The sequence below is a fragment of the Neobacillus jeddahensis genome, from assembly GCF_000612625.1.
Lineage (GTDB): Bacteria > Bacillota > Bacilli > Bacillales > Cytobacillaceae > Neobacillus > Neobacillus jeddahensis.
The window spans coordinates 103,942-125,820 of sequence record NZ_CCAS010000008.1 but is presented as its reverse complement, the minus strand read 5'-3'; the positions used below and the strand labels follow the sequence as shown (position 1 = coordinate 125,820).

Here is a 21,879-nt window from a genome sequence, read left to right as displayed (position 1 = left end):
GAAAAAACGGTAACGAGTCAGGGCGACTAATGCCCGTGAAGCCTGAAAAAGAGAAAAAACGGTAACTAGTCAAGGCGACTAATGCCCGTGAAGCCTGAAAAAAAGAAAAAACGGAAACTAGTCGAAGCGACTAATGCCCGTGAAGTCCGAAAAAGAGAAAAAACGGTAACGAGTCAGGGCAACTAATTCCCTTAGAAAAAGAAAAGTCCTTCATGACGCGGATGAAGGACTTTTCCTTTGCTAGAGGATCTCGATCGTTAACGAGTTCACTTGGGAGACGAGCAGCTCTTCGTATTTCTGCTGTGCTAAATAGATGATCTCCTGCTCGCCAACAGAAGGATTTTCTTTTTTGACTTGTGCAATCAAATCCTGTTGCACCTTTTGCGACAGGACGATCAGTTTGTACTGTTCCTTCTCGGTTGCCCAAAACTGATCTTCACCGTAGCTGCTGATTAATTGCTTTGTCCCGGCATACTGATTATATTGCGCACGAACCTTATCAACCGCTGCCGCAATTTCGCTCTCTGTTGCCTGATGCCCTTTTTCGTCCGCCAGCATTGCCATTGAGCGGAGGCGGATAATTTGCGTTAATAATTGATTTTTATCAGCGTTGGCTTTTTCCTGGGACTCCAGATAGCTTAATTCTTCCTGCAGCTGCGCCCCGCTATAGTTTTGTTTGGCAGCCTCACGGTTGATCGCAAGCTGAAGTTGATTAATCAACTGATAAAAGGCAACATCCTCGTCGGTAATCCAGTCGCCATTAATTTTGGCAACACCTTTAGGCTTGGTCACCTGAACATCGATTATCTTTTCAGACTTTTCCCCATCCTTTTCAAACGTAAAGGCCGCTTCATATTTTCCGCTCATTTGCAGGGCAACCTTACCGGAATAGGTACCGTCCTTGCCCTCGGTTAATTTCACCTTGTATGTCCCGTGATCCATCTCTGTCATCGCAAACTCCACAGAAGCATTGAGCCCTGTAACAGCCTTTTTGTTTTCCGTTACCTTAATCTCAAAGGGCAGTTCGGTATCTTTTTGAAAATAGACATCCTTTGTAAATTTCACGTTATACTCTGGACCGTTACTGCAGCCGGCTAATATCAACACAAGCAGCAACATCAAGGCGGACACGATTCGCTTCTTCATCCGTCAATTCCTCCTAAATGATGTGTATTTAAAAACTCTTCAACCGTGTATTTTTCCATTTTTCCATCATGTAAATAAGCAACATGGGTACATACCTGCTTGATTTCATCTAAATGATGGGAGGAGAGCAGGATCGTTTGCTGCTGAAGGGATTTCAGCACCTCTAAAATTTCCTTCCGTCCCATCGGGTCAATCCCGCTTGTCGGCTCATCCAAAATCAAAATGCTGGACTCCTGATACAGGGTAATCGCAAGGCCGAGCCGCTGCAGCATCCCTTTTGAATATTTCTTTACCTGGACGTTACGGTCGTCCCAGAGGCTGACAGCTGTCAATACTTGTTCGATTCGTTCTAGATTGGCCGTTTTCGATACAGCCTCAGCAAAAAAGGTCATATTCTCAAGGCCGGTCAACATCGGATAGAGCAGAAATTTTTCCGGCAAGTAGGCAATTGCCTTTTTCCAGCCATTATTCTTCTTCGATACAGTGGTCCCGTTGATGGCAATCGACCCTTGCTTGACAGGCAATAAGCCAAGCAAGCTATTAATAAACGTCGATTTGCCGGCCCCATTTCGACCAACGAGGGCGCAAATTTCATTTTTCTCAATCGAAATCGTAATCGAATCTAGTACCGTTTTTTTTCCGAATGATTGATGAAGATTGGTGACCTGAATCATTCGTAGCCCTCCTTCCGGTTAAAGATAATCGCGATACCAAAGGAAATCGCCAACCAGATAAACAGATTTCCAATCAGAAAGAACACGGGCTTCGTCCACATAAACATCTCTAGCAGTCTAGACATATGGCCGAAGGAATAGACGCCCATCCCAGTCTCTAGGAACATCCGTACTGCTTGAAGCGGATTAAGGAAGAAGAAGGAAGAAAATAGTTTCACATTTTCATGGGTCACGTCTGGTAAAAACGAAAGCAACAGAAAGTCATGTAAGAAGAAAAAGTAAAACCAGACAAAGATGGTATAGCCGATAATTTGCATCCGTGAGCGACTAAAGCTGCCGATCGCTGCCCCCATTTGCAGAAAAACGAGACTCAAACTGACAATTGCTAACACAAAGATTAAGTAGCTTTTCATATCGAGTTGGAATTGAAATTTTAACAAAAGAAGATACAGGAAAAACCAGCCCAACAGCGGCACTAACACGACTGTATAGAGTCCCAGGCTTTTTTTGAGTAAAAAGCTAGGGTAATTGTCCTTCTTTGTTAACAGCATAATTAATGTCTTTTGCTCCTTCTCTTGAAAAATAGAAAAGGCGCCGATGAACAAACAGAGAATCGGAATAAAATAAATGATCGTATCAAAAAGATTGATTAAGAGTACATAAAAGCCTTGGTCAAATGAAAGGATTGAGGAACGATATAAGATGCTAATCGATAGAAGAACAATAATACTTAATGAAAGCCACAGCCCTTTACCTCTTATGTTTTCCTTCCATTCCTTCCAAATGTAATGCATAGTAATGTCTCCCTTTTAGTAAAATCAAGCCGACGAGCAGTCCAAGGGCAACGAACAGGAGTGAAGCATGGCTCGTCTTTTCGGCTGCTAACGGATGCTTGTCTGTAAACATGATTTCATCGCTATTTAGTGTGTTATTTATTTTTTCATAGATGGCAATGGCCGGGCTTTTTAAAAATAAACTTGTCAATTCCTGATCCTCCAGCAACTGGTGGAGGGAGGAATGATAGGTGACGGGAAAATCGCCAATCCCATTTTGGTCTAGATCGGTCAGTGGGAAGGAGGTCCCCCAGTCGTTCCCTTTGCCGTGCTGACTCCAAGTATTACCTTCGCCGCTGCCGCCTAAGGTAATGGCCGGGAAGGTATTATCCGAAATCTTGTTTAAGGTGAAGATCTGGTCAGTCGAGCTGGCCCATAACTCAATCCCGATTTGATTTTGAATCACACGGTTGCCTGTAATGGTGTTTCGTGTCGCCTGATCAATGTACAGACCCCGTTGATTCATGAAAAAGGTATTGCCGGCTATATAATTATCGTTGGCTTGTAAAAGTAACAGACCGAACGACTGATTTCCATAGTTAATGATAAATTGATTATCTTCGAGTTTCAGATGGTTCGAATTCATGATGGCGGCACCGCCGGTATTCATCGTAAAAACATTTCCTTTAAAAATATTTTCATCAGAGTACATATAATGTAAGCCATAGCGCGTGTGACTAATTTTATTTTCCACACTGCGATTGTTGTTTGCATATTCGAAGAACATCCCGTCACGGGTGCCTTCAATCTTATTTGCTTCAAGCAGATTATCATTTGCATAATAAATATGAAGTCCATTCCCTTGGGCGGCAATTTCGCCATTTCCCAGACCGGTTATATCGTTATAGCGGATTTTATTATGATGGGCCTGGCTTAAATAGATACCGTGAAAAGAGTTGCGAATCGTGATGTGTTCGACGACATTGTTGTTTGTGTGTATCTTGATGGCGGCGTATTCTTCACTCGAGTTTCGATTCATACTGCCACCGGTCACCGTCAGCTGGTTTAGCTTCACATTTGGTGCCGTAATGGAAATGACGTTGCCCGTTCCGTCCCCCTTAATCACGGTGTGCTTTGTGCCAATGATCGTAATGCTTTTATCAATGACGATATTGCCAGGGTACGTTTGATCTTTAAGGTGTAATACCGCCCCCTCTTGCAAGCTATCGATTTTCGCCTGCAAGTTTTCGGCTGCCAAATTTTTTTCCGGTTTGCCCAGGATAAAAAGAGATAGGACCAAAGTAAGGAGCGCTAATTTTTTCATGTCATTTTCGATCCTTCCATAACGGAATGAGTAATAAGAGAAACGCAGCTATTAGGAAATAGGCGCCGACGCCAAGGACACTATTGGTGACAAAGTTGGCAACGGTATTATGTCCTAAAAGGGGTGGGACAAATGGGTCGATTTTAATGGGTGCGTTTGGACTTAGGTTGGTGCCGAAATCGTGCAGCGCCTTTCTTAGGTCAAGAACACCGAGAACTCCGCCGAGAGCAAATACGCCAATCAAACCATAGAGAACGGATTTTTTTCGAAGCAGGGCTGTGACAAGCGTAATGGCCGCTAATCCGCCGACTAGGTAGACGAGATACGATAATTCTGGGAAGTTGGCCTTGCTAAAATTGGCCATCCCGATATAGTGGTTCAGCCCATTAACAATATCAATTTCCCCCTCAAGCTTATGCGGGTAGACAATGATGTTTAATCCCTCTGGGTATTGTGGTGCAAAGAAAATCATTTTCCACCATGGGAAAAAAATGGACACAATCATCAAGAGAGCTGACAGGACGATCAATAAGGTTGAGACAACTGATAGTTTTTTTGATTTACCTTTCAAGTTAACCACGCCTTTTATAGTGGATTCTTAAAATGCTAGGAGAGGGTATCAATCTTTACTATTGATACCCTGGCTCCTGCTTCAACTAGCGGCCGTACTAGTGGATCTTGGTAACGGCCGTATTTACTTGTCTTACTTCTTTGGTTTTACAAGGAAGTAGCCGGTCATTTCCTGGTGGAGCGCCGAGCAGAAGTTAGTGCAATAAAGTGGGTAGGTTCCGGCTTTATTGGCGACAAATTCCATCGTGTTGGTCTGTCCTGGCTGCACTTCCATGTTTAGGTTATAACTGTTAATCGCAAAACCGTGGGTAATATCCTCATCGAAATCGATGTTGGTTAAATGAATCCTGACATGATCGCCCTCATTCACTTCAATCACGTCAGGGCGTTCTGCCTTGGCATCAAAAATGAATTTTGAACGCATCGCAATCCCGTATACATCGACTTGATTGCCATTTCGGACAATTTTGGTATCATCTTTTTTATAGACGGCATCTTTATTCTTTTCGTCCTTCGGATAAACTTCAATCGTTTTAATCTTATCGGCTTTGATCATTTGCGCATAATGCGGCTCAGGGTTGACTGGTGAAGACTGGATGACCTTCATCTTGCCGCTGATGTCGATTAACTGCATCGACTCAGGGTGAGAAGGTCCAACAGATAAATAGCTATCCTTGGCAATCTTATTTAATGCAATTAACCATTTGCCATCAGGTGAGACGGTGTCCCCTTCGGCAGCGACAGCGTGACCTGGTGAATATTGAACAGGTACACGGTCAAGTGTTTTACCAGTTTTCGGATCCCATTTGACAATTTCCGAAGAAATGAACATTGTCGTATAGGCCATGCCTTTGTCATCAAATTGGGTATGAAGCGGTCCAAGCGCATTTTCTGGATTTACTTCTCTTTCCATCACCGATTCATATTTTAAAACTGGAATCCCATTACGTTCACCGGCAAAGTCTTTGTTTTCGACAGCCTTAAAGGCCTTTTCAAATGAGAACACGGTCATCGTTGGGGCCAGCTTTCCAGAAGCAATGAAATGCTTTCCATCCGGGGTTACATCGACGCCATGTGGGGATTTGGCTACAGGCACTAAATAAATTCCGCCCTTTTGCTTCTCTGGAAAAATCATTTTTTGGCCGCCGACATCCTCGTACTTGCCTTCCTTGACCATTTTCTCAAGTTCTTTCCAATTGAACAGGACAATATAGTCGCGGTCCGCTTGAGAGGCATTGATTTCTAGGTTGGTCGTCGCTTCCTCCGTATTGTAGGTCGTCATAACTGCCCAGTCTGCAGAGCTCTTTTTACCAGCATCGGAAAGGTCATAGGACCAAGGTGGAAGGGCCACTTGGTAGGCGACATTTAACTTTTCTTTGCTTTGATCAAAGGTAACAGCCGACATCACACCGCGGTATTTTGTGCTGTAATCATCAAGTGATTCGTATTTATGCTCAAGCGGAACAGCGAACCGGGTTGGTAAGAACATATACTCCGTGTTTTCCGTCACAAACGCTGCACAGTGGGGCCCGCTTGTGTTGGGAACGTTGATGATGTCCTTTGTGGTAAAGGTTTCGAGATTGACTGCAGCCGCCCGGCTGTTACCGACGTCGGTTGCAAACATATATTTCCCGTCATATTCTCCCTTTGTTTCTGAGAAGGCAGGATGGTGAAGGTCGCCCCATGTATAGTCACCCATCAATTTTTTAGAATGCTCATCAAAGCCATAACCGGTTGCGGAATCCTGTGAGAAGACGGGAATGGTGCGAATTTGTCGCATCGATGGAACACCGTAAATAAACATTTGCCCGGAGTGACCTCCAGAAGCGAATAAATAGTAATCATCTTTTTGACCGAATGGTACATATACCTTTTCTGCATCGCTCTTCGTGTTTGAAGCTGCTTCCGTAGTTGTCTTTGCGGAGAAATCAGCAAATGAAATCGTTGCGGCTACAAAACCAGCGACCAAGCCCGATGCAATTGGAATCCATTTTTTCATTAATGTGACACCACCTTATTGATTATTTTGCTTCAGATGCCTGCTTCAGAAGTTCGAGAACTTGCTGTCGCTCTTCATCTGTTAATGGATCTTTACTAATTACTCCTGACATGACGGCTGAAGTAGGCGCTTTCAGGAATTCCTCAATCGGTTTGCCATGCTTCCCTTCTACGTTCACAAATGCTTGTGATAGGTCCGGACCAACGGCGCCACCCTTGAGATTAAGGGATTCGACACTGTGACAGCCAAGGCATCCACGCTGATCGAGGATGTTATCGGCACTTACGGAAGTAGTGGCGCCCTCTTTGGCCTCTGTATTTTCTTTTTCAGCTGATGCGGAATCCGGTGTATCGGCTTGATTGGTTGTCTCTGTTTCGGTCTGTGCTACTTGTGTTTGTTGATCGGAGTCACCCATGATGACGCCAAAAACTAGGTAACCAAGCCCAAACCCGATTACCAAGCAGATCCCAAAGCTAATGATTGCTTTTTGCAATTGTTCCCCCTCCTGTTTTTTAAAAAATTCACAGTTTCATCCTAATCGCTTAGCAACGATAAAATTGTGACGTAGTGCACACCTAGATAAGGATTTTTGAACGTTTTGTGAATGAGGGTGAATTTGGTAGGAAAATGGCTATTTTGAAAAAATGAACGTTTTGTGACTAAGTATTCTATAAAAAGGCAAAAAGAAAAAGCCCTTTAAGCGAAAGGCTTTTTCTTATGCAAACTTATAGGTCCAAAATCGTTCATTGTTAACCCAAACCATCATTTGCGGGTCTTGGTTTTTTAATTTCTCTTCCATGTCTACAAACATCTGCTCTGTTTGCGAACGGTGCGCTTGAATTGCTGCAAGCTTAATCTTCGCCACAGGGGTGATGTTATGGACAATATCGGCTTCGCCAAGCTCATCTACACAATTGTTGGAGAAGGCGACGCAGTGTAGGGTCGGCCTTGCGGTGACCGGCATTTTTTCAACGGCCCTTACGACCGCGGCACCGGTGGCGTCATGGTCAGGATGAACCGAATAACCAGGATAAAAAGTGATAATCAGGGAAGGGTTCACTTCCTCGATGATCGCGGTAATTGTATTTGTCAATTTCTCTTCATCTTCAAACTCAATCGTTTTATCACGGAAACCAAGCATGCGGAGATCTTGAATGCCTAAAGCACGAGCGGCCTCCTGCAATTCTGCCTTTCTGATTTTCGGAAGGTTTTCGCGATTGGTAAACGGGGGATTTCCCATATTACGTCCCATCTCGCCGAGCGTTAGACAGGCATAAGTGACCGGGGTTCCGTTTTGCACATGTGTGGCAATCGTCCCAGATACTCCAAAAGCCTCGTCATCCGGATGGGGGAAAACAACTAAGACATGGCGCTCTTTTTCCATTAGTTAATCTCCTTTCTAGGATCGTTATTCAAATGGAGTGGTACTTATTTCAAGGGCAACGGCTAGCTTGCCATTATGATCATGCCCAGCCAATAAAAGACGGTTTTCACTATCGATTTCAAAATGGGTAATGCCTTCTGCATAGATCCAGCCCAGGTTTAGTTTTAACCCAACCCGGTGAGGCCCGATGCCAGTGATCTTTCCTAATTCATATCGGACAAGGGCGTTGCGGATGTATGCTCCCGCAGAAAAGAAGTCTTGATTATGATGTGATGCGTAAGCACCATTGGTCGTTTCAAGATGGACGTAGACATCTTGATTTGCTAAGCGATTAATAGCTTCCTGTACCTGTTTGATCGCAACTAACTCCATGCTAATGCCTCCCTTCCCATCAATACCTAATGACTAGTGTAATTAATAATGTATCCATCATACTAAAAACGGTAAAAAAATGCGAAATCAATGCTTGAACTGGCATTGATTTTGAACAAGGAATCTTTTTTTCATAACGATGATATAGCCTATAAAAAGAGCCGATCCTCAATGATCGGCTCTTTTGGGTATTCACGTTTTTCTAGCAATCCTCGCAATACTCTGTGGCAGCACTGCGGTAGGCACCGTGCCAGGTTGGACCAACAAATTCATTTAAGCGGAAGCCTTGTTGGATGGCCGCAGTGATGAATTCCTTCGCTACATCAACGGCCTCGTAAACAGATTTCCCTTTAGCCAATTCAGCGGTAACTGCTGATGAATACGTGCAGCCAGCCCCATGGGTATAGGTTGTTTCAAATTTATCAGATACATAAAGTCTGAATTCTTTTCCATCATAGAGAAGATCAACGGCTTTTTCCTCTGACTGTAGCTTGCTGCCGCCTTTAATCAAGACGAATTTAGCGCCCTGCTCATGAATTTTGACAGCGGCTTCCTTCATTTCCTCGACAGTGCGCGGGGTCTTCATTCCTGCCAGTTGTCCAGCTTCAAATAGGTTTGGCGTTACAACAAGGGCACGTGGTAACAGGAGCTCCCGCATCGCATCGGTTGTTTCGGGGTTCAAGACCTCATCTTCGCCTTTGCAGACCATGACCGGATCAATCACGACGCGCTCTAACTTGTTCTCGTCAATTTTTCGTGCGGTTAATTCAATGATTTCAACGGTTCCGAGCATACCCGTTTTCATCGCGTCAATGCCAACCGAAAGAATGGTTTCGATTTGTGTATCAAGAGTATCAACGGCGATGGGGAATACACTATGGTGCCAATCCTTTGGATCCATCGTGACGATGGTCGTTAGGGCACTCATCCCATAGACGCCAAGCTCCTGAAACGTCTTTAAATCCGCTTGAATCCCTGCCCCGCCGCTCGTGTCAGAGCCGGCAATCGTCATTACTTTTTTAATCGTCATTATGTATTCCTCCTTTATATAAAACCAATAGGGTGGTTCACACTCCCTTTCCTCTTATTATAAATCAATTTTAAAAATATAACAGAAATTCCCTCTCTCTTCTTTATTATACGAAAAGCCTAGGTTGTCTTGGGGTAGAGTGAAACCAAGCAATGGAGGTCCTCTCGAGCAAAGCGGTGACGAAAATATGACAAATGGCCTATTAGTGCTATTTCCAACTCCTTCGAGTGATAAATGTTACTTTCATAATGATCATTCCAAAGTACGATAAACGAAAAGGCATCCAGTTTAACGTTGGAACCGCTTTCTTTTTTGGGGTAAGTAACATTGCGACTGTGGTTACCTTCTTGGTTTACGAAAATTGTTGAAAATCCGACATATTTACAACTTAAACAAAAAAGTGACAGGTAACAAGGGAAGCTAAATGATAAATATCTAATATATTCCATTTCTAATACAATGCCTGTTTAAATAGTGACAAATGTCGCTGAGTGTAAATGGCACTATTTTTACAATGAAAAAATAAGGAAAATTTCCTGAGGGGGAGGGAAAGTCATGAACCGCAAAGGTTGTCCCGATGAATATCCAATTTCTTTACTGATCAACGGCTATGAAATTGCTGTTTTCCAATTAACAAAATTTGACCTGGAAGATTGGACATATGGGTATCTGTATTCTGAAGGGTTTATTCAGGAAGCAAGCGATATCGAACACATCACGATAAATGAAGAAATGGGAAGCATTCACGTTTCATTACGTACCCCATTTGAAGAAGACCAATTCTTTTCGAAAAAAAAGCATTACACCGCCGGATGCGGCAGAGGCGTTACATTCTTCTCGATGACAGATGTGAAAAATTTTGCCAAGGTAACAGCGGGCAAAGTGATTCCTTTGAGTCATCTACTAAAAAAGCGCAGCGAATTTGCCCAAAATTCATCGCTCTATCTTGAAACAGGCGGGATGCACGGCGCCTGTATTGTAGAGGAAGACGGCACGATGACCATTCGTGAAGATATTGGTCGCCACAATGCTGTGGACAAAATTATTGGCCACGCCATTCGAACTGGTTTGATCCCTGAGAGGTTGATTTTATTAACAACCGGACGGGTTTCATATGAAATGCTCTCTAAAGCAGCAAAATTCGGCTTTCCGATTATCGGATCGCGGACGGCTGCCACTAAACAGGCAGTTCAGCTGGCAAAATACTTAAATATTGAGGTTGTTGGCTATTTAAGAGGGAAAATGGCTACCGTCTATACCTCGGCTGGTAGAGTCCAGAATGATCTCACTAATGAGCTAGTTTTAGAGTGAAGCATGGAAGGGGGGAAATAACAACAGGATAGAGAAAAAAGAGAAATGTGGAAATTACAATTGGGAAGGAGAATAAGTGATGGTTGAAATGAACCTTAATCGTCGGCAATTTTTAAAGCTGTCAGGCGCTGCAGCCGCAACTCTTGCGGTAGTAGAACTAGGCTTTAATGAGAAAAAGGCGTATGCCGCATCAAAAGAATTAAAAATTGCTAAAGCTACTGTAACACCAACCATTTGCTGCTTTTGCGGTGTAGGATGTGGAATTCTCGTCCACACCAAAAATAATACCGTGGTTTATACGGAGGGGGATCCGGATAACCCGATAAACGAAGGCAAGCTTTGCAGTAAAGGAACCACAATAAGACAGTTATATACTTCAGAAAAGCGTGTCTTGAAACCACGCTATCGTGCACCAGGCAGTGATAAGTGGGTAGAAAAAGATTGGGATTGGATGCTAGACACCATTGCCAAACGGGCAAAGGAAACGCGTGATAAATCATTTGTTGAAAAAGAAAATGGCATGATTGTTAATAAGACCGAGGCCATTGCCAGCCTTGGCGGAGCAGCTCTTGATAATGAAGAGTGTTACCTGCTTGCAAAAATGATGAGAGGGCTTGGCGTTACGTATTTAGAACACCAGGCACGAATATGACATAGTTCTACGGTTGCCGGTCTGGCACCTTCATTTGGTCGTGGAGCAATGACGAATCATTGGAATGATCTGCAGTATACCGATTGTGCTTTAATCATCGGTGGAAATCCTGCTGAAAACCATCCAATCAGCTTTAGATGGTTAACAAAAGCAAAGGAAAAAGGCGGAAAGATTGTCAGTGTTGACCCGCGTTTCACTAGAACGTCGGCAATGGCTGATCATTATGCTCCGCTTCGCTCTGGAACGGATATTCCGTTTATCGGCGGGATGATTAAATATGCTATTGAGAATAATCTCATTCACAAAGAGTATGTTGCTAAATATACGAATGCTAGCTTTATAGTAAAAGAAAGTTATAAGTTTGAAGATGGTTTATTTACAGGTTATGACGAAGCAAAACGTGCCTATGATAAAACACAATGGGCCTGGGAAACAACAGAAGACGGCAAGCCTGTAAAGGATGAGACTTTAGAGCATCCACGCTCAGTCTTCCAATTAATGAAAAAGCATTACTCACGTTACGATGTGGACACCGTTACTTCTGTAACAGGAACACCAAAAGAGGACTATTTAAAGGTTTGTGAAATGTTCTGTTCAACTGGTAAGGTTGGCAAATCGGGAACGATTATGTATGCAATGGGAGCTACTCAGCATACTGTTGGAACACAAAACGTCCGTTCTTACGCCATGCTGCAGCTTCTTTTAGGTAACATTGGATTACCAGGCGGAGGAATCAATGCCATGCGCGGCGAGTCAAACGTTCAAGGCTCAACAGACTTTGCGCTTCTTTTTGATAATCTTCCAGGCTATTTAGGTATGACCAAGGCGATTCCAGAGCATGCCACATTGAAGGCACATCTGGAAAAAGAAACACCGAAGTCCGGTTATTGGAGCAATAAACCTAAGTTCATTGTCAGCTTACTAAAGGCCTGGTATGGACCAAATGCGACAGCAGATAATGAGTTCGGTTATCAATTTTTACCAAAAGGCAATAAAAACTATTCACACATTAACTTATTCAACGCTATGTATAAGGGCGAGCTTGAAGGAGCGTTCCTATTTGGAACAAATCCAGTTGTCGGCGGCCCGAATGCCGGAAAAGAAAAAGAAGCATTAGGTAACTTGAAATGGATGGTAGCCGTTGACCTTTGGGAAACAGAATCATCAGCATTCTGGCAAAAAGAGGCGGGCAGTGACCCAGCAAAAATTAATACAGAGGTCTTCCTACTTCCAGCTTGTTCTTCCTATGAAAAAGAAGGAAGTGTGTCGAATAGTTCACGTTGGATGCAGTATCGCTGGCAGGCAATCAAGCCGGTAGGCGAGTCTAAAGCCGACTTGGAAATTATGCATGAGCTGATGACGAAGATCAAAGCCTTGTATAAAAACGAGAGCACACCAGCAGCCAAGCAAGTAAATGCTGTTCACTGGAACTATGGCGAAGGTAAAGAAATCGATATCGACCTAGTATGTAAGGAAATCAATGGCTATGATGTCAACACTGGCAAGCAGATTAATGGTTTCGGTAATCTGAAGGATGACGGAAGTACCTGCAGCGGTAACTGGATTTATTGTGGATTCTATCCAGAAGAAGGCAAGAATCTGGCACAACGTCGTGACAGCAAAGATACTGGCATGAGCATGTATCTGAATTGGTCATTTGCTTGGCCGATGAACCGCAGAATCATTTACAACCGGGCAGCTGCAGACCCAAGCGGTAAACCATGGAGTAAAGAAAAAGCCGTCATCTGGTGGGATGCTGCACAAAATAAATGGGCCGGCTACGACGTTCCAGATTTTGTGGCAACGAAGAAACCAACAGATCCTGGTTTCACAGATCCATTTATTATGATTGCAGATGGTGTTGCAGGCTTGTACGCTCCAACCTTGAACGATGGTCCGTTCCCTGAACACTATGAGCCATATGAAAGCCCAATTCCAAATGCTTTCTCTAGTCAGGAAATCAATCCGGCGATTACGCTGTTTGATGGTGATTTCAATAAACGCGGCTTCAAGGTAGATTATCCGATTGTGGCAACTACCTATCGGGTAAGTGAACACTGGCAGTCAGGGACTATGACTCGTAACCAAGAATGGTTGTCTGAACTTGTTCCATATATGTATGTGGAAATGAGTGAAGAATTAGCGAAGGAAAAAGGCATTAACAACAAGGATGAAATTATTGTTAGCTCAGCACGTGGCGAAGTGAAAGCCTATGCGATGGTAACAAAACGCTTCAAGCCACATACCGTGAAAGGCAAGAAGATTCACCAAATTGGTATGCCTTGGCATTTTGGCTACAAGGGTATTGCAACTGGGGATACTGCTAACCGGTTAACACCACACATTGGTGACGCCAATACCATGATTCCTGAGTATAAGGCATTCCTCTGTGACGTAAGGAGGGCTGACTAATGGCTACGGAATATGTGAAATTGGTCGATGTGACCAAATGTGATGGCTGCCGTGCCTGTATGGTTGCCTGTAAAAACTGGAATGACCTTCCGGCTGAACCGGAGGAGTTCTCAGGAACTGTACAGTCCCATAAGAAGACTACAGCTGATACTTGGAATGTTTTGCAATATATTGAGCACGAGAATGGCAAAGGTGATTTGGAATATTTATTCCGCCATTCTTCTTGCTTCCATTGTACAGATGCCGCTTGTGAAAAGGTTTGTCCTGAAAATGCTATCAGCTATTCAAAATTTGGAACGGTTGTCATTGACCATGATAAGTGTGTAGGCTGCGGCTATTGTGTCCAAAACTGTCCATTTGAAGTGATCTCACTTAAGGAATATAAAGATAAAAACGGCAAAGAATACAAATTATCGCAAAAGTGTACGATGTGTACAGATCGACTTGAGGAGGGCTTGCAGCCTGCCTGTGTGACAACGTGCCATACAAATGCTTTAGAGTTTGGAAACAAGGATGAAATGCTCGCAAAAGCAGAGAAACGTCTAAGTGAAATTAAAGGCAAATTCCCTAATGCCAATATTTATAATCCAAAAGGTGTGGGCGGCACACATACCATTTATGTGCTTACAGAGAAACCAAGTGTGTATGGACTTCCTGAAAACCCTAAGGTACCGACATCGGCGGTCGTTTGGAAGGACTATGCCCAACCAATTGGAAAAATGATGATTGGTGCTACAACGATGGCTGTAGTGGGAGCGTTTATTACCAATAATATTATTTCCAAACGAATAAAAGGCAAGGAAGATGGAGGTGAAGGCCATGAGTAATCATCAGCAGCACCCTAAAGCGAATGAAAAGATTCGCCGCTTTCCAAAGGCGTTTGTTTGGGCGCACGCCATCAATGGGATCGCCTTCTTTGCCCTTTACATCACGGCGCTGCCAATGTATACCGAGTTCTTTGACTGGCTTTATCCAGTCCTTGGCGGCCCGGCTGGGGCTCGCCTGCTGCATCGAATATTTGCTGTCATTTTTATCACGCCTACGTTCATCCTGTTGATTTTTAGTCCGAAGTTCTTTTTCAAGTGGATGAAGGAACTAATCACATGGAAAAAGCGCGATCTTGAATTTTTTAGTGAATTTGTCAAAGAATTGTTCGGCTTCAACTTTAAGCATGTTAAACAGACCTTCTTTAACGCCGGGGAAAAAATCAACTCGGTTATCCAGATTCTTTGTGCAATCTTAGTCATTGTATCAGGATTCACGATGTGGTTCCCAGGCTTTTTCCCAAGAGCAATTGTTCAATGGGGATATGTTCTTCATAATGTTGGTTTTGGATTAGGGATTGCCGTTATCGTTGGACACGTCTACCTTTCAGTTGTTCATAAACACTCCAGACCAGGATACTCTGGGGTTGTTACGGGGAAAGTTCCTGCCTGGTGGGCAAAGGGACATTATACAGAGTGGTATGATGAAGAAGTGAAAAAAGGCAACTTCCCTGACTTAGATGATCCAAAGCATAAAAAGGGAGCATAATAACCCCTGCTAGAAGGTAATCATCGAAGTCCCAAGATAGAAATTATTAGCATAAAAACCCAAGGGGACTGTTAGCGGATCCCTGGGCAAGACATTTCTCGAAGGCGAATTTTATACTTCCAGGTTATGAAACAAGGGAAATGGCTGTCGAATCTAAAGACAGCCATTTCCCTTCCATAAGCCTGAATATCTTGGTTTGGGACCTTACGCAACCAAAAATAATGATGAGTTTTTATAAGAAAGAGGTGCACTATCGATGATTAAATCCGTTGTTTCAAAAGAGTATCAGGAATTGCAAAAGCAAATCGTCGCCCTTCAAGAAAAGTGGAAGCTTCAGCTAGACCCGGAATCAATTAGACCGAATCTTGATCAAGCTGCTATGGAAGCAGGCGTGCCAGCTGCGGCATTAACGGCAATTAATTTTGATATTTCCCTATTTTTACAGTGGATAGATGAAGTTAATACCACCCTTATCAACAAAAATCCTGAACTTGAGCCAAAGCTTTCCAATATCCATTCCCTTCTAAACGAGGAAACAGCGATCCGTTGGATTGAAGAGGCGTTCTCCTTAAATCATGTCTTCTTTATACATTTTGCCCAAGAACATGGCATCGAAGAATGGATTCCACAATTCCTAGCTGAAACGGCTCTTCGTCCCTATTTACAATTAATAGCAGAAAAAGTTCAATCTGAAATTCACCGCGCCATACCGGGTGCAGGCTGCCCTGTTTGTGGCGAACCTGTCCGAGTAGCCGTACTCGAGGAGGAAGGGAAAAAAGTAATGCATTGCCCACGCTGTCTTTACCATTGGCATGCGAAGCGTTTAGAATGTGGCCATTGTGGAAATGAGAACCATGAAACGATTCAATTTATTTCAATTGAAGGCGATGCTACCTCACAAATTCAAGTTTGCGATGAATGCAGCGGCTATATTAAAATTATTGATACAAGACAATATATTACAAAGCCATCGGCTGCTCTTTTAGACCTAAAGTCGATCCATCTTGATTTTGTGGCTCAAGAGCATGGTTATAACGCAGTCGGAGAAAAGAAAGAAACAAATTAAGAAGGTGGATGGTGTGAAAGCGGCAGCAATTATTTTAGCAGGCGGAAAGTCAAGCCGAATGGGTACAAACAAGGCGTTGCTAAAGTTAAACGAGAAAACCAATATTGAAAGAATGGTTGATACACTCAAAGCGCTTTTTGATGATATAATCATCGTGACAAACGATTCTGAACAATACGAATTTTTGGGTGTAAAAATAGTCGCGGACCACTATCCGGGGATGGGACCGCTCGCGGGAGTCCATGCAGGATTGCAGGCATCAGCGTTTGATGTGAACTTTTTTGTAGCCTGCGACATGCCGTTTATTTCCGGTGAATTGGCCGAGACACTCGTCAGCCATATTGATGATTATGACGCCGTTATTCCCGTCATCAACGGAAAACAACAGCCATTATATTCGATTTTTCATAAACGAGTGACCGGAGTGGTGGCTGACTGCATTGAAGCTGGACAACTCCGCATGAAACATCTGCTCGATCAAGTACAGGTATTCTATGTAACTGAAAAAGAATTACCGATGTATAGCGCGACCGAGATCGACCGAATCTTTTTTAATATGAATCACCCAAATGAATACGAGGATGCTAAAAAGTGGGCCGAGATAGATAAGGGGGAATGAGGGAACGATGCAATTTTTCAAAGTGAAAACAGTTGAAGAAACATTTGCCTTAATCGACGAAAATATAGCGGCCATTACAGATACGGAGGTAAGGAAGCTAGGTGATGCGCTCCACTGTATTTTAGCCGAGTCGGTGGTGGCTATGGAAAACGTGCCCAGCTTCGCTCGTTCAACGGTGGATGGATATGCCGTTCGAGCCAAGGATACGTATGGTTCCTCTGAATCCATGCCTGGTTTCGTAAACGTTGTCGGTGAGGTAAAAATGGGTGAGGTGCCTACGGCGGTCGTAAACCTGGGCACAGCCGTTTACGTGCCGACAGGAGGCATGATGCCGGCTGGCAGTGATAGCGTTATGATGATTGAACACTGTGAGGATGTGGACAATCTCTTAAATACATATAAACAAATTGCCCCTGGAGAAAATGTGATCAGCGTGGGCGAGGATATTAAAGACGGAGAAACGCTTCTGAGCAAGGGGACGAAGCTTAGACCGCAAGAATTAGGTGCGCTTGCCTCATTAGGGATGGCTGAAGTCACCGTGTACCGAAAATTGACGATTGGTTACCTCTCTTCAGGTGATGAAATTGTTCCCTACCAAACGAAATCATTGCAAGAAGGACAAATCCGCGACATCAACTATTTAACCATCGCCGGGCTGGCGAACGAATGGAATGTCGACGTAATCTATGGCGGGATCGTCAAGGATGACTTTCAAGAATTTCAGACGAGGGCCAGAGAACTTTATGAAAAAACGGATTGCTTAATCCTTTCTGGTGGCAGTTCGGTTGGCGCAAAGGACTATACGACCGATGTCATTCAATCATTAGGCGACCCGGGCGTATTCGTCCACGGCATTTCTATCAAACCAGGAAAACCGACCATTCTCGCTATCGCCGACGGGAAACCGGTGATCGGCTTACCGGGACATCCTGCCAGTGCGATGATCATCTTCCGACTGTTCGGGGAGAGGATGTTACGAAAGCTATCCGGTGAGAAAATCGAGCGCAAACCGGACCGGATTTTTGCAAAAATAACGAAGAATATTCCCTCGGCGATGGGCCGAGCTGATTATATCCGCGTTCGTCTGTTTGAAAAAGAGGGCGAATGGTGGGCCGAGCCGATTATTGGCAAATCTGGCTTGATTACGACATTGGTTAAAAGCGATGGCATTGTTGAGATTAGTTCAGAAAAAGAAGGAATCTCTCAGGGCAGCGATGTCCCTGTGATTCTATCAAGGTAAGGGGTCTATAGCATGGAACAGAACCAATATAAACGGAAAATTTACCTAGAAGATAAGCCCCGGTCAGTGGCACGCGAGCAAATTCTCACCGCTTGTCAGCTGACTTCTGAAATAGTTGAAATCCCCACTGTTGACGCTCTAGGACGTGTGACGGCCGCGCCAATCTTTGCCCATGTGTCGATGCCGCACTATCATGCTTCCGCGATGGACGGAGTAGCCGTGGTGGCTGAAAGCACGTACACAGCGCATGAACAACATCCACTCCAACTTAAACTCGGTGAACAATTTGCCGTTGTCGATACCGGCAACGCTATTCCCGGACCATATAATGCGGTGATCATGATCGAGAATGTCCATATCATTGATGATGACACCATCGAAATCATTGAACCCGCCACCCCTTGGCAGCATATTCGCCCGATTGGCGAGGATATCGTTCAGGAGGAAATGCTGTTTCCCCAAGGCCATACATTGAGACCCGCCGATCTGGGCGTGCTCTTGGCCGCCCAACAGCTCACTATTCCGGTTGTCAAAAAACCGCTTGTCACGATTATTCCAACAGGGAATGAACTGGTTGAAGCCGATAAAATGCTTTCACCTGGACAAATTATTGAATTTAACGGCACCGTCTTTGCTGGTTTTATAAGAGAGTGGGGCGGGGAGCCGAGACTGCACCCCATCGTCAAGGATGAACCCGAGAAAATCAAGCAGGTCCTCCTAGAGGCAGCGGAAACCTCTGATATGATCGTGATTAATGCTGGTTCATCCGCCGGCAGGAGGGACTATACGGTCCATATTATCGCTGAAATTGGCGAAGTGTTCACCCATGGGGTCGCCGCACGGCCAGGAAAACCAGTCATTTTAGGGAAAATAAACGGCAAAATCATCGTCGGCGTACCAGGCTATCCCGTGTCAGCCTATTTAGCGTTAGAATGGTTTGTGCAGCCGCTTGTCTGCAAGTATTTAGGCGTTCCCGTTCCAAAGCGGCCAACACTTACCGTCAAGCTCGGTCGCCGTATCGTCTCCTCAATGGGAGCAGAGGATTTCGTCCGAATGAATATTGGCTACGTGAATGGCCAATTCGTCGCGAATCCGCTGACCCGTGCAGCCGGCGTCACGATGTCCTATGTCAGAGCAGATGGCCTCTTAATCGTACCGCCTAGCATCATTGGCTATGAACAAGGCGATCAAGCCGAAGTTGAACTCCTGCGACCGCTCGAAGAAATTAAACAGGCTATTGTGTTTAGCGGCAGTCACGATTTAACGATAGACCTGCTGTCATCCCAGCTCAAACATGCCCATACAGAGCGGAAAATTGTCTCGTCACATGTCGGTAGTATGGCTGGAATCATGGCGATTCGAAAAGGCGAGGCCCATGTAGCGGGTATTCATTTGCTTGACCCAAGCACAAAGCAATATAATAGTTCATATGTGAACAAACTTTTAGCAGACCAAGACGTTGTTCTTTATCCTTTTTTAAAAAGGAAGCAAGGCTGGATCCTGCCACAGGGCAATCCCCTCGGAATCGAATCCGTCACAGATGTTGTCAGCAAGGGCGCTAATTTTGTCAACCGGCAAAAAGGAGCGGGCACACGCATCCTGTTTGATTTATTGCTGGAAGAAGCAGGTTTGACAGCGGAAGAGGTTACCGGCTATGAGCGAGAAATGTTCTCCCATTTAGCCGTGGCAGCCGAGGTGAAGGGTGATGCTCGCGGTGCCGGACTGGGCATATATCCGGCCGCCAAGGCAATGGGCTTATCCTTTATTCCTGTCGCCGATGAAGAGTATGATTTAGTAATGACACGCAGCTTTTATGAAAGTGAAAGCGGCCGCCAGTTGTTTGAAATTATTCAGTCTGCTGCCTTTAAGGCGCAGGTAGAACGAATCGGCGGCTATGAAGTGGTGGACAAGGCAGTGCCGAAGTGTTTGACAGAAGAGGTGAAAGAATGAAATTATATGAAATTTCCAAGGAGCCGATTGATATTCAAGCGGTGATTGATAAAGTGGTCCAACGTGATGCTGGAGCAATCACGACCTTCATTGGGACGGTCCGCGAATTAACAAAGGGCAAGAAAACGTTATTTTTAATCTATGATGCCTATGAAGCGATGGCGGTCAAAAAACTGGAACAGATTGGCGATGAGATTGAAGAGCGCTGGTCAGGGGCAAGTGTGGCGATTACTCACCGGGTCGGCCGTTTAGATATTACGGATATTGCCGTGGTGATTGCAGTATCGACGCCGCACCGCGCCGATGCCTATGACGCGAATCGTTATGCGATTGAGCGGATCAAGGAAATTGTCCCGATTTGGAAGAAAGAGCATTGGGAGGACGGCGAAGAATGGATGGGCAATCAGCTGGAGACGGTCGCCTATCCGACAGGTAAGCCGGAGGCAGGTGATTTAGATGAATAAGGTGCTGTTTTTTGCGCATTTACGTGATGCTGTCGGCGCTGAGTCATTGTCGGTTGCGGCTGCTGGAAAAACGGTAGCTGAATTGAAGGCAGAGCTTTCTGCCCAGTATGACTTGCCCCGGATGGAGACGGTGATGACGGCGATCAATGAGGAGTTTGCTTCAAATGATGAGGTCATTTCCGATGGCGATGAGATCGCCTTTATTCCACCAGTAAGTGGGGGCTGATGCTAAATGACTGAACGCTATTCACGGCAAGTCCTGTTTCCGGGAATCGGCCAAGAGGGGCAAGCGAAGATACGTCAGAAGCACGTCCTCATCATTGGTGCTGGTGCCCTTGGCTCAGGCGGTGCCGAAATCCTCACCCGCGCCGGTGTGGGCAAACTAACGATTGTTGACCGCGATTACGTCGAAGCGAGCAATCTGCAGCGCCAGCAGCTATACACAGAAGAGGATGTTGCTGACAAGCTTCCGAAGGCTGCTGCGGCTGAAAAACGCCTCAGGGCGATCAATTCTGATGTGGAAATCCGTGCTATCATTGGTGACGCAACCCCGGTGTTATTAGAAGAGCTTTCGAACGGTGTCGACCTGATGCTGGATGCAACCGATAACTTTGAAACGCGCATGGCCATGAACGATATCTCGCAAAAATACAATATTCCTTGGATTTATGGGGCCTGCGTGGGCAGCTACGGGATGAGTTTTTCGATTATTCCTGGGAAAACGCCGTGCCTTAATTGCTTGCTGCGCACCATTCCCCTCCAAGGAATGACCTGTGACACAGGTGGGATTATTTCCCCTACCGTGCAAATGGTCATCGCCCATCAAACCGCTGAAGCTTTAAAAATATTGGTGGAGGATTGGGAGGCTGTGCGTACCTCGTTTGTGAGCTTTGATTTATGGCGCAACCAATATACCAGTTTAAAAATGGCGAAGGCCAAGTTCGCGGGCTGCCTCTCGTGCGGCGAGGAGCGAACCTATCCATATCTCGATCATGAAAACATGACGAAGACGACAGTGCTGTGCGGCCGCGATACAGTTCAGATCCGACCGTCGACAAAGGGTGAAGTGTCATTGGAACAACTGGCGACACAGCTAAGCTCCCTTGGATACACGGTGAAAGGCAATCCTTACCTAGTGTCAGTGGAGATTGGTGCCGAGCGGATGGTTATTTTTCAAGATGGCCGTGCGCTCATCCATGGAACCAAGGATTTGACGCATGCCAAGTCCCTCTATCAACGAATCTTAGGTTGAGTGCAGAATGAAAAGCGCAAGGCGCCCGCCTATCGGCTTGTGACCTCGAGCCGATGGCTTCTTGAGCTGGACCATTCTCAAAGTCAAAATTTATGATTCTTATCTTTC

General features: G+C 44.9%; 21 protein-coding genes and 1 pseudogene. 12 read left to right on the top strand and 10 right to left on the bottom strand.

Annotated elements, in window-relative coordinates:
• Positions 1 to 240: 240 nt before the first annotated feature.
• The 10 genes from TY15_RS06055 to pdxK form a co-directional block, all read right to left on the bottom strand.
• Positions 241 to 1,146: a FixH family protein gene (locus TY15_RS06055; protein ID WP_040206815.1), complete on the bottom strand. Its 906-nt coding sequence runs from the start codon at positions 1,144 to 1,146 to the stop codon at positions 241 to 243.
• Positions 1,143 to 1,820, bottom strand: a complete 678-nt coding sequence (locus tag TY15_RS06050) for an ABC transporter ATP-binding protein (RefSeq protein ID WP_040206817.1) — start codon at positions 1,818 to 1,820, stop codon at positions 1,143 to 1,145. Before TY15_RS06050 ends, TY15_RS06055 begins: the two co-directional genes overlap by 4 nt.
• The gene (locus TY15_RS06045; RefSeq protein ID WP_040206820.1) at positions 1,817 to 2,614 is read right to left on the bottom strand and encodes an ABC transporter permease; all 798 of its coding nucleotides are present in this window, start codon (positions 2,612 to 2,614) and stop codon (positions 1,817 to 1,819) included. Before TY15_RS06045 ends, TY15_RS06050 begins: the two co-directional genes overlap by 4 nt.
• A complete protein-coding gene (gene nosD / locus TY15_RS06040) occupies positions 2,571 to 3,917 on the bottom strand; it encodes a nitrous oxide reductase family maturation protein NosD (RefSeq protein WP_040206822.1) in 1,347 nt (448 codons plus the stop codon). Before nosD ends, TY15_RS06045 begins: the two co-directional genes overlap by 44 nt.
• 1 nt (position 3,918) lies before the next feature.
• Positions 3,919 to 4,488: a hypothetical protein gene (locus TY15_RS06035; protein WP_040206823.1), complete on the bottom strand. Its 570-nt coding sequence runs from the start codon at positions 4,486 to 4,488 to the stop codon at positions 3,919 to 3,921.
• A 132-nt stretch (positions 4,489 to 4,620) separates the two neighbouring features.
• Positions 4,621 to 6,486 carry a Sec-dependent nitrous-oxide reductase gene (nosZ, locus tag TY15_RS06030; protein WP_040206825.1) on the bottom strand — a complete coding sequence of 622 codons (1,866 nt, stop codon included), beginning with the start codon at positions 6,484 to 6,486 and terminating at the stop codon, positions 4,621 to 4,623.
• A gap of 22 nt (positions 6,487 to 6,508) precedes the next feature.
• On the bottom strand, positions 6,509 to 6,979 hold the full coding sequence (locus tag TY15_RS06025) for a 4Fe-4S dicluster domain-containing protein (protein WP_040206827.1): 471 nt from the start codon (positions 6,977 to 6,979) through the stop codon (positions 6,509 to 6,511).
• A 222-nt stretch (positions 6,980 to 7,201) separates the two neighbouring features.
• Positions 7,202 to 7,870, bottom strand: a complete 669-nt coding sequence (bshB2, locus tag TY15_RS06020) for a bacillithiol biosynthesis deacetylase BshB2 (protein ID WP_040206828.1) — start codon at positions 7,868 to 7,870, stop codon at positions 7,202 to 7,204.
• A 24-nt stretch (positions 7,871 to 7,894) separates the two neighbouring features.
• Positions 7,895 to 8,242, bottom strand: coding sequence for a YojF family protein (locus TY15_RS06015; RefSeq protein ID WP_040206830.1), 348 nt, complete (start codon positions 8,240 to 8,242; stop codon positions 7,895 to 7,897).
• A gap of 202 nt (positions 8,243 to 8,444) precedes the next feature.
• Positions 8,445 to 9,272 carry a pyridoxine/pyridoxal/pyridoxamine kinase gene (gene pdxK / locus TY15_RS06010; RefSeq protein ID WP_040206831.1) on the bottom strand — a complete coding sequence of 276 codons (828 nt, stop codon included), beginning with the start codon at positions 9,270 to 9,272 and terminating at the stop codon, positions 8,445 to 8,447.
• A gap of 555 nt (positions 9,273 to 9,827) precedes the next feature.
• Between pdxK and fdhD the strand changes: the two genes are divergently transcribed.
• From fdhD to TY15_RS05950, 12 genes and pseudogenes are all read left to right on the top strand, one after another.
• Positions 9,828 to 10,583 carry a formate dehydrogenase accessory sulfurtransferase FdhD gene (fdhD, locus tag TY15_RS06005; RefSeq protein WP_040206832.1) on the top strand — a complete coding sequence of 252 codons (756 nt, stop codon included), beginning with the start codon at positions 9,828 to 9,830 and terminating at the stop codon, positions 10,581 to 10,583.
• Positions 10,584 to 10,662: 79 nt separating this feature from the next.
• Positions 10,663 to 11,235: a twin-arginine translocation signal domain-containing protein gene (locus TY15_RS25430; RefSeq protein ID WP_040206834.1), complete on the top strand. Its 573-nt coding sequence runs from the start codon at positions 10,663 to 10,665 to the stop codon at positions 11,233 to 11,235.
• 12 nt (positions 11,236 to 11,247) lie between these two features.
• Positions 11,248 to 13,647: pseudogene (gene fdnG / locus TY15_RS05995) on the top strand (formate dehydrogenase-N subunit alpha); the annotation flags it as partial.
• The gene (locus tag TY15_RS05990; protein ID WP_040206836.1) at positions 13,647 to 14,474 is read left to right on the top strand and encodes a 4Fe-4S dicluster domain-containing protein; all 828 of its coding nucleotides are present in this window, start codon (positions 13,647 to 13,649) and stop codon (positions 14,472 to 14,474) included. The pseudogene fdnG and the gene TY15_RS05990, both read left to right, overlap by 1 nt.
• Positions 14,467 to 15,180 (top strand): formate dehydrogenase subunit gamma, encoded by a 714-nt coding sequence (locus tag TY15_RS05985; RefSeq protein ID WP_040206837.1) that lies wholly within the window; start codon positions 14,467 to 14,469, stop codon positions 15,178 to 15,180. The genes TY15_RS05990 and TY15_RS05985 overlap by 8 nt, the downstream gene beginning before the upstream one ends.
• A gap of 256 nt (positions 15,181 to 15,436) precedes the next feature.
• Entirely contained in the window at positions 15,437 to 16,246 is an 810-nt protein-coding gene (locus TY15_RS05980; RefSeq protein ID WP_040206838.1) for a formate dehydrogenase accessory protein FdhE, read from the top strand.
• Between the two features lie 13 nt (positions 16,247 to 16,259).
• Positions 16,260 to 16,865, top strand: coding sequence for a molybdenum cofactor guanylyltransferase (gene mobA, locus TY15_RS05975; protein ID WP_040206905.1), 606 nt, complete (start codon positions 16,260 to 16,262; stop codon positions 16,863 to 16,865).
• 7 nt (positions 16,866 to 16,872) lie between these two features.
• The gene (locus tag TY15_RS05970; RefSeq protein ID WP_040206839.1) at positions 16,873 to 18,105 is read left to right on the top strand and encodes a molybdopterin molybdotransferase MoeA; all 1,233 of its coding nucleotides are present in this window, start codon (positions 16,873 to 16,875) and stop codon (positions 18,103 to 18,105) included.
• A gap of 12 nt (positions 18,106 to 18,117) precedes the next feature.
• On the top strand, positions 18,118 to 20,055 hold the full coding sequence (locus TY15_RS05965; RefSeq protein ID WP_040206840.1) for a molybdopterin biosynthesis protein: 1,938 nt from the start codon (positions 18,118 to 18,120) through the stop codon (positions 20,053 to 20,055).
• The gene (locus TY15_RS05960; RefSeq protein ID WP_040206841.1) at positions 20,052 to 20,519 is read left to right on the top strand and encodes a molybdenum cofactor biosynthesis protein MoaE; all 468 of its coding nucleotides are present in this window, start codon (positions 20,052 to 20,054) and stop codon (positions 20,517 to 20,519) included. The genes TY15_RS05965 and TY15_RS05960 overlap by 4 nt, the downstream gene beginning before the upstream one ends.
• A complete protein-coding gene (moaD, locus tag TY15_RS05955; protein WP_040206842.1) occupies positions 20,512 to 20,745 on the top strand; it encodes a molybdopterin converting factor subunit 1 in 234 nt (77 codons plus the stop codon). The genes TY15_RS05960 and moaD overlap by 8 nt, the downstream gene beginning before the upstream one ends.
• A gap of 6 nt (positions 20,746 to 20,751) precedes the next feature.
• Positions 20,752 to 21,771, top strand: a complete 1,020-nt coding sequence (locus tag TY15_RS05950; RefSeq protein ID WP_040206843.1) for a MoeB/ThiF family adenylyltransferase — start codon at positions 20,752 to 20,754, stop codon at positions 21,769 to 21,771.
• Positions 21,772 to 21,879 lie beyond the last annotated feature (108 nt).

Bases quoted from the DNA above. Each gene is read 5' to 3' on its own strand.
- TY15_RS05985 (WP_040206837.1), top strand. From the start codon at position 14,467: ATGAGTAATCATCAGCAGCACCCTAAAGCGAATGAAAAGATTCGCCGC.
- TY15_RS25430 (WP_040206834.1), top strand. From the start codon at position 10,663: ATGGTTGAAATGAACCTTAATCGTCGGCAATTTTTAAAGCTGTCAGGC.
- TY15_RS06055 (WP_040206815.1), bottom strand. From the start codon at position 1,146: ATGAAGAAGCGAATCGTGTCCGCCTTGATGTTGCTGCTTGTGTTGATA.
- fdhD (WP_040206832.1), top strand. From the start codon at position 9,828: ATGAACCGCAAAGGTTGTCCCGATGAATATCCAATTTCTTTACTGATC.
- nosZ (WP_040206825.1), bottom strand. From the start codon at position 6,486: ATGAAAAAATGGATTCCAATTGCATCGGGCTTGGTCGCTGGTTTTGTA.
- moaD (WP_040206842.1), top strand. From the start codon at position 20,512: ATGAATAAGGTGCTGTTTTTTGCGCATTTACGTGATGCTGTCGGCGCT.
- TY15_RS06045 (WP_040206820.1), bottom strand. From the start codon at position 2,614: ATGCATTACATTTGGAAGGAATGGAAGGAAAACATAAGAGGTAAAGGG.
- TY15_RS05990 (WP_040206836.1), top strand. From the start codon at position 13,647: ATGGCTACGGAATATGTGAAATTGGTCGATGTGACCAAATGTGATGGC.
- TY15_RS06050 (WP_040206817.1), bottom strand. From the start codon at position 1,820: ATGATTCAGGTCACCAATCTTCATCAATCATTCGGAAAAAAAACGGTA.
- TY15_RS05980 (WP_040206838.1), top strand. From the start codon at position 15,437: ATGATTAAATCCGTTGTTTCAAAAGAGTATCAGGAATTGCAAAAGCAA.
- TY15_RS05970 (WP_040206839.1), top strand. From the start codon at position 16,873: ATGCAATTTTTCAAAGTGAAAACAGTTGAAGAAACATTTGCCTTAATC.
- bshB2 (WP_040206828.1), bottom strand. From the start codon at position 7,870: ATGGAAAAAGAGCGCCATGTCTTAGTTGTTTTCCCCCATCCGGATGAC.
- nosD (WP_040206822.1), bottom strand. From the start codon at position 3,917: ATGAAAAAATTAGCGCTCCTTACTTTGGTCCTATCTCTTTTTATCCTG.
- TY15_RS06015 (WP_040206830.1), bottom strand. From the start codon at position 8,242: ATGGAGTTAGTTGCGATCAAACAGGTACAGGAAGCTATTAATCGCTTA.
- TY15_RS05965 (WP_040206840.1), top strand. From the start codon at position 18,118: ATGGAACAGAACCAATATAAACGGAAAATTTACCTAGAAGATAAGCCC.
- pdxK (WP_040206831.1), bottom strand. From the start codon at position 9,272: ATGACGATTAAAAAAGTAATGACGATTGCCGGCTCTGACACGAGCGGC.
- TY15_RS05950 (WP_040206843.1), top strand. From the start codon at position 20,752: ATGACTGAACGCTATTCACGGCAAGTCCTGTTTCCGGGAATCGGCCAA.
- TY15_RS05960 (WP_040206841.1), top strand. From the start codon at position 20,052: ATGAAATTATATGAAATTTCCAAGGAGCCGATTGATATTCAAGCGGTG.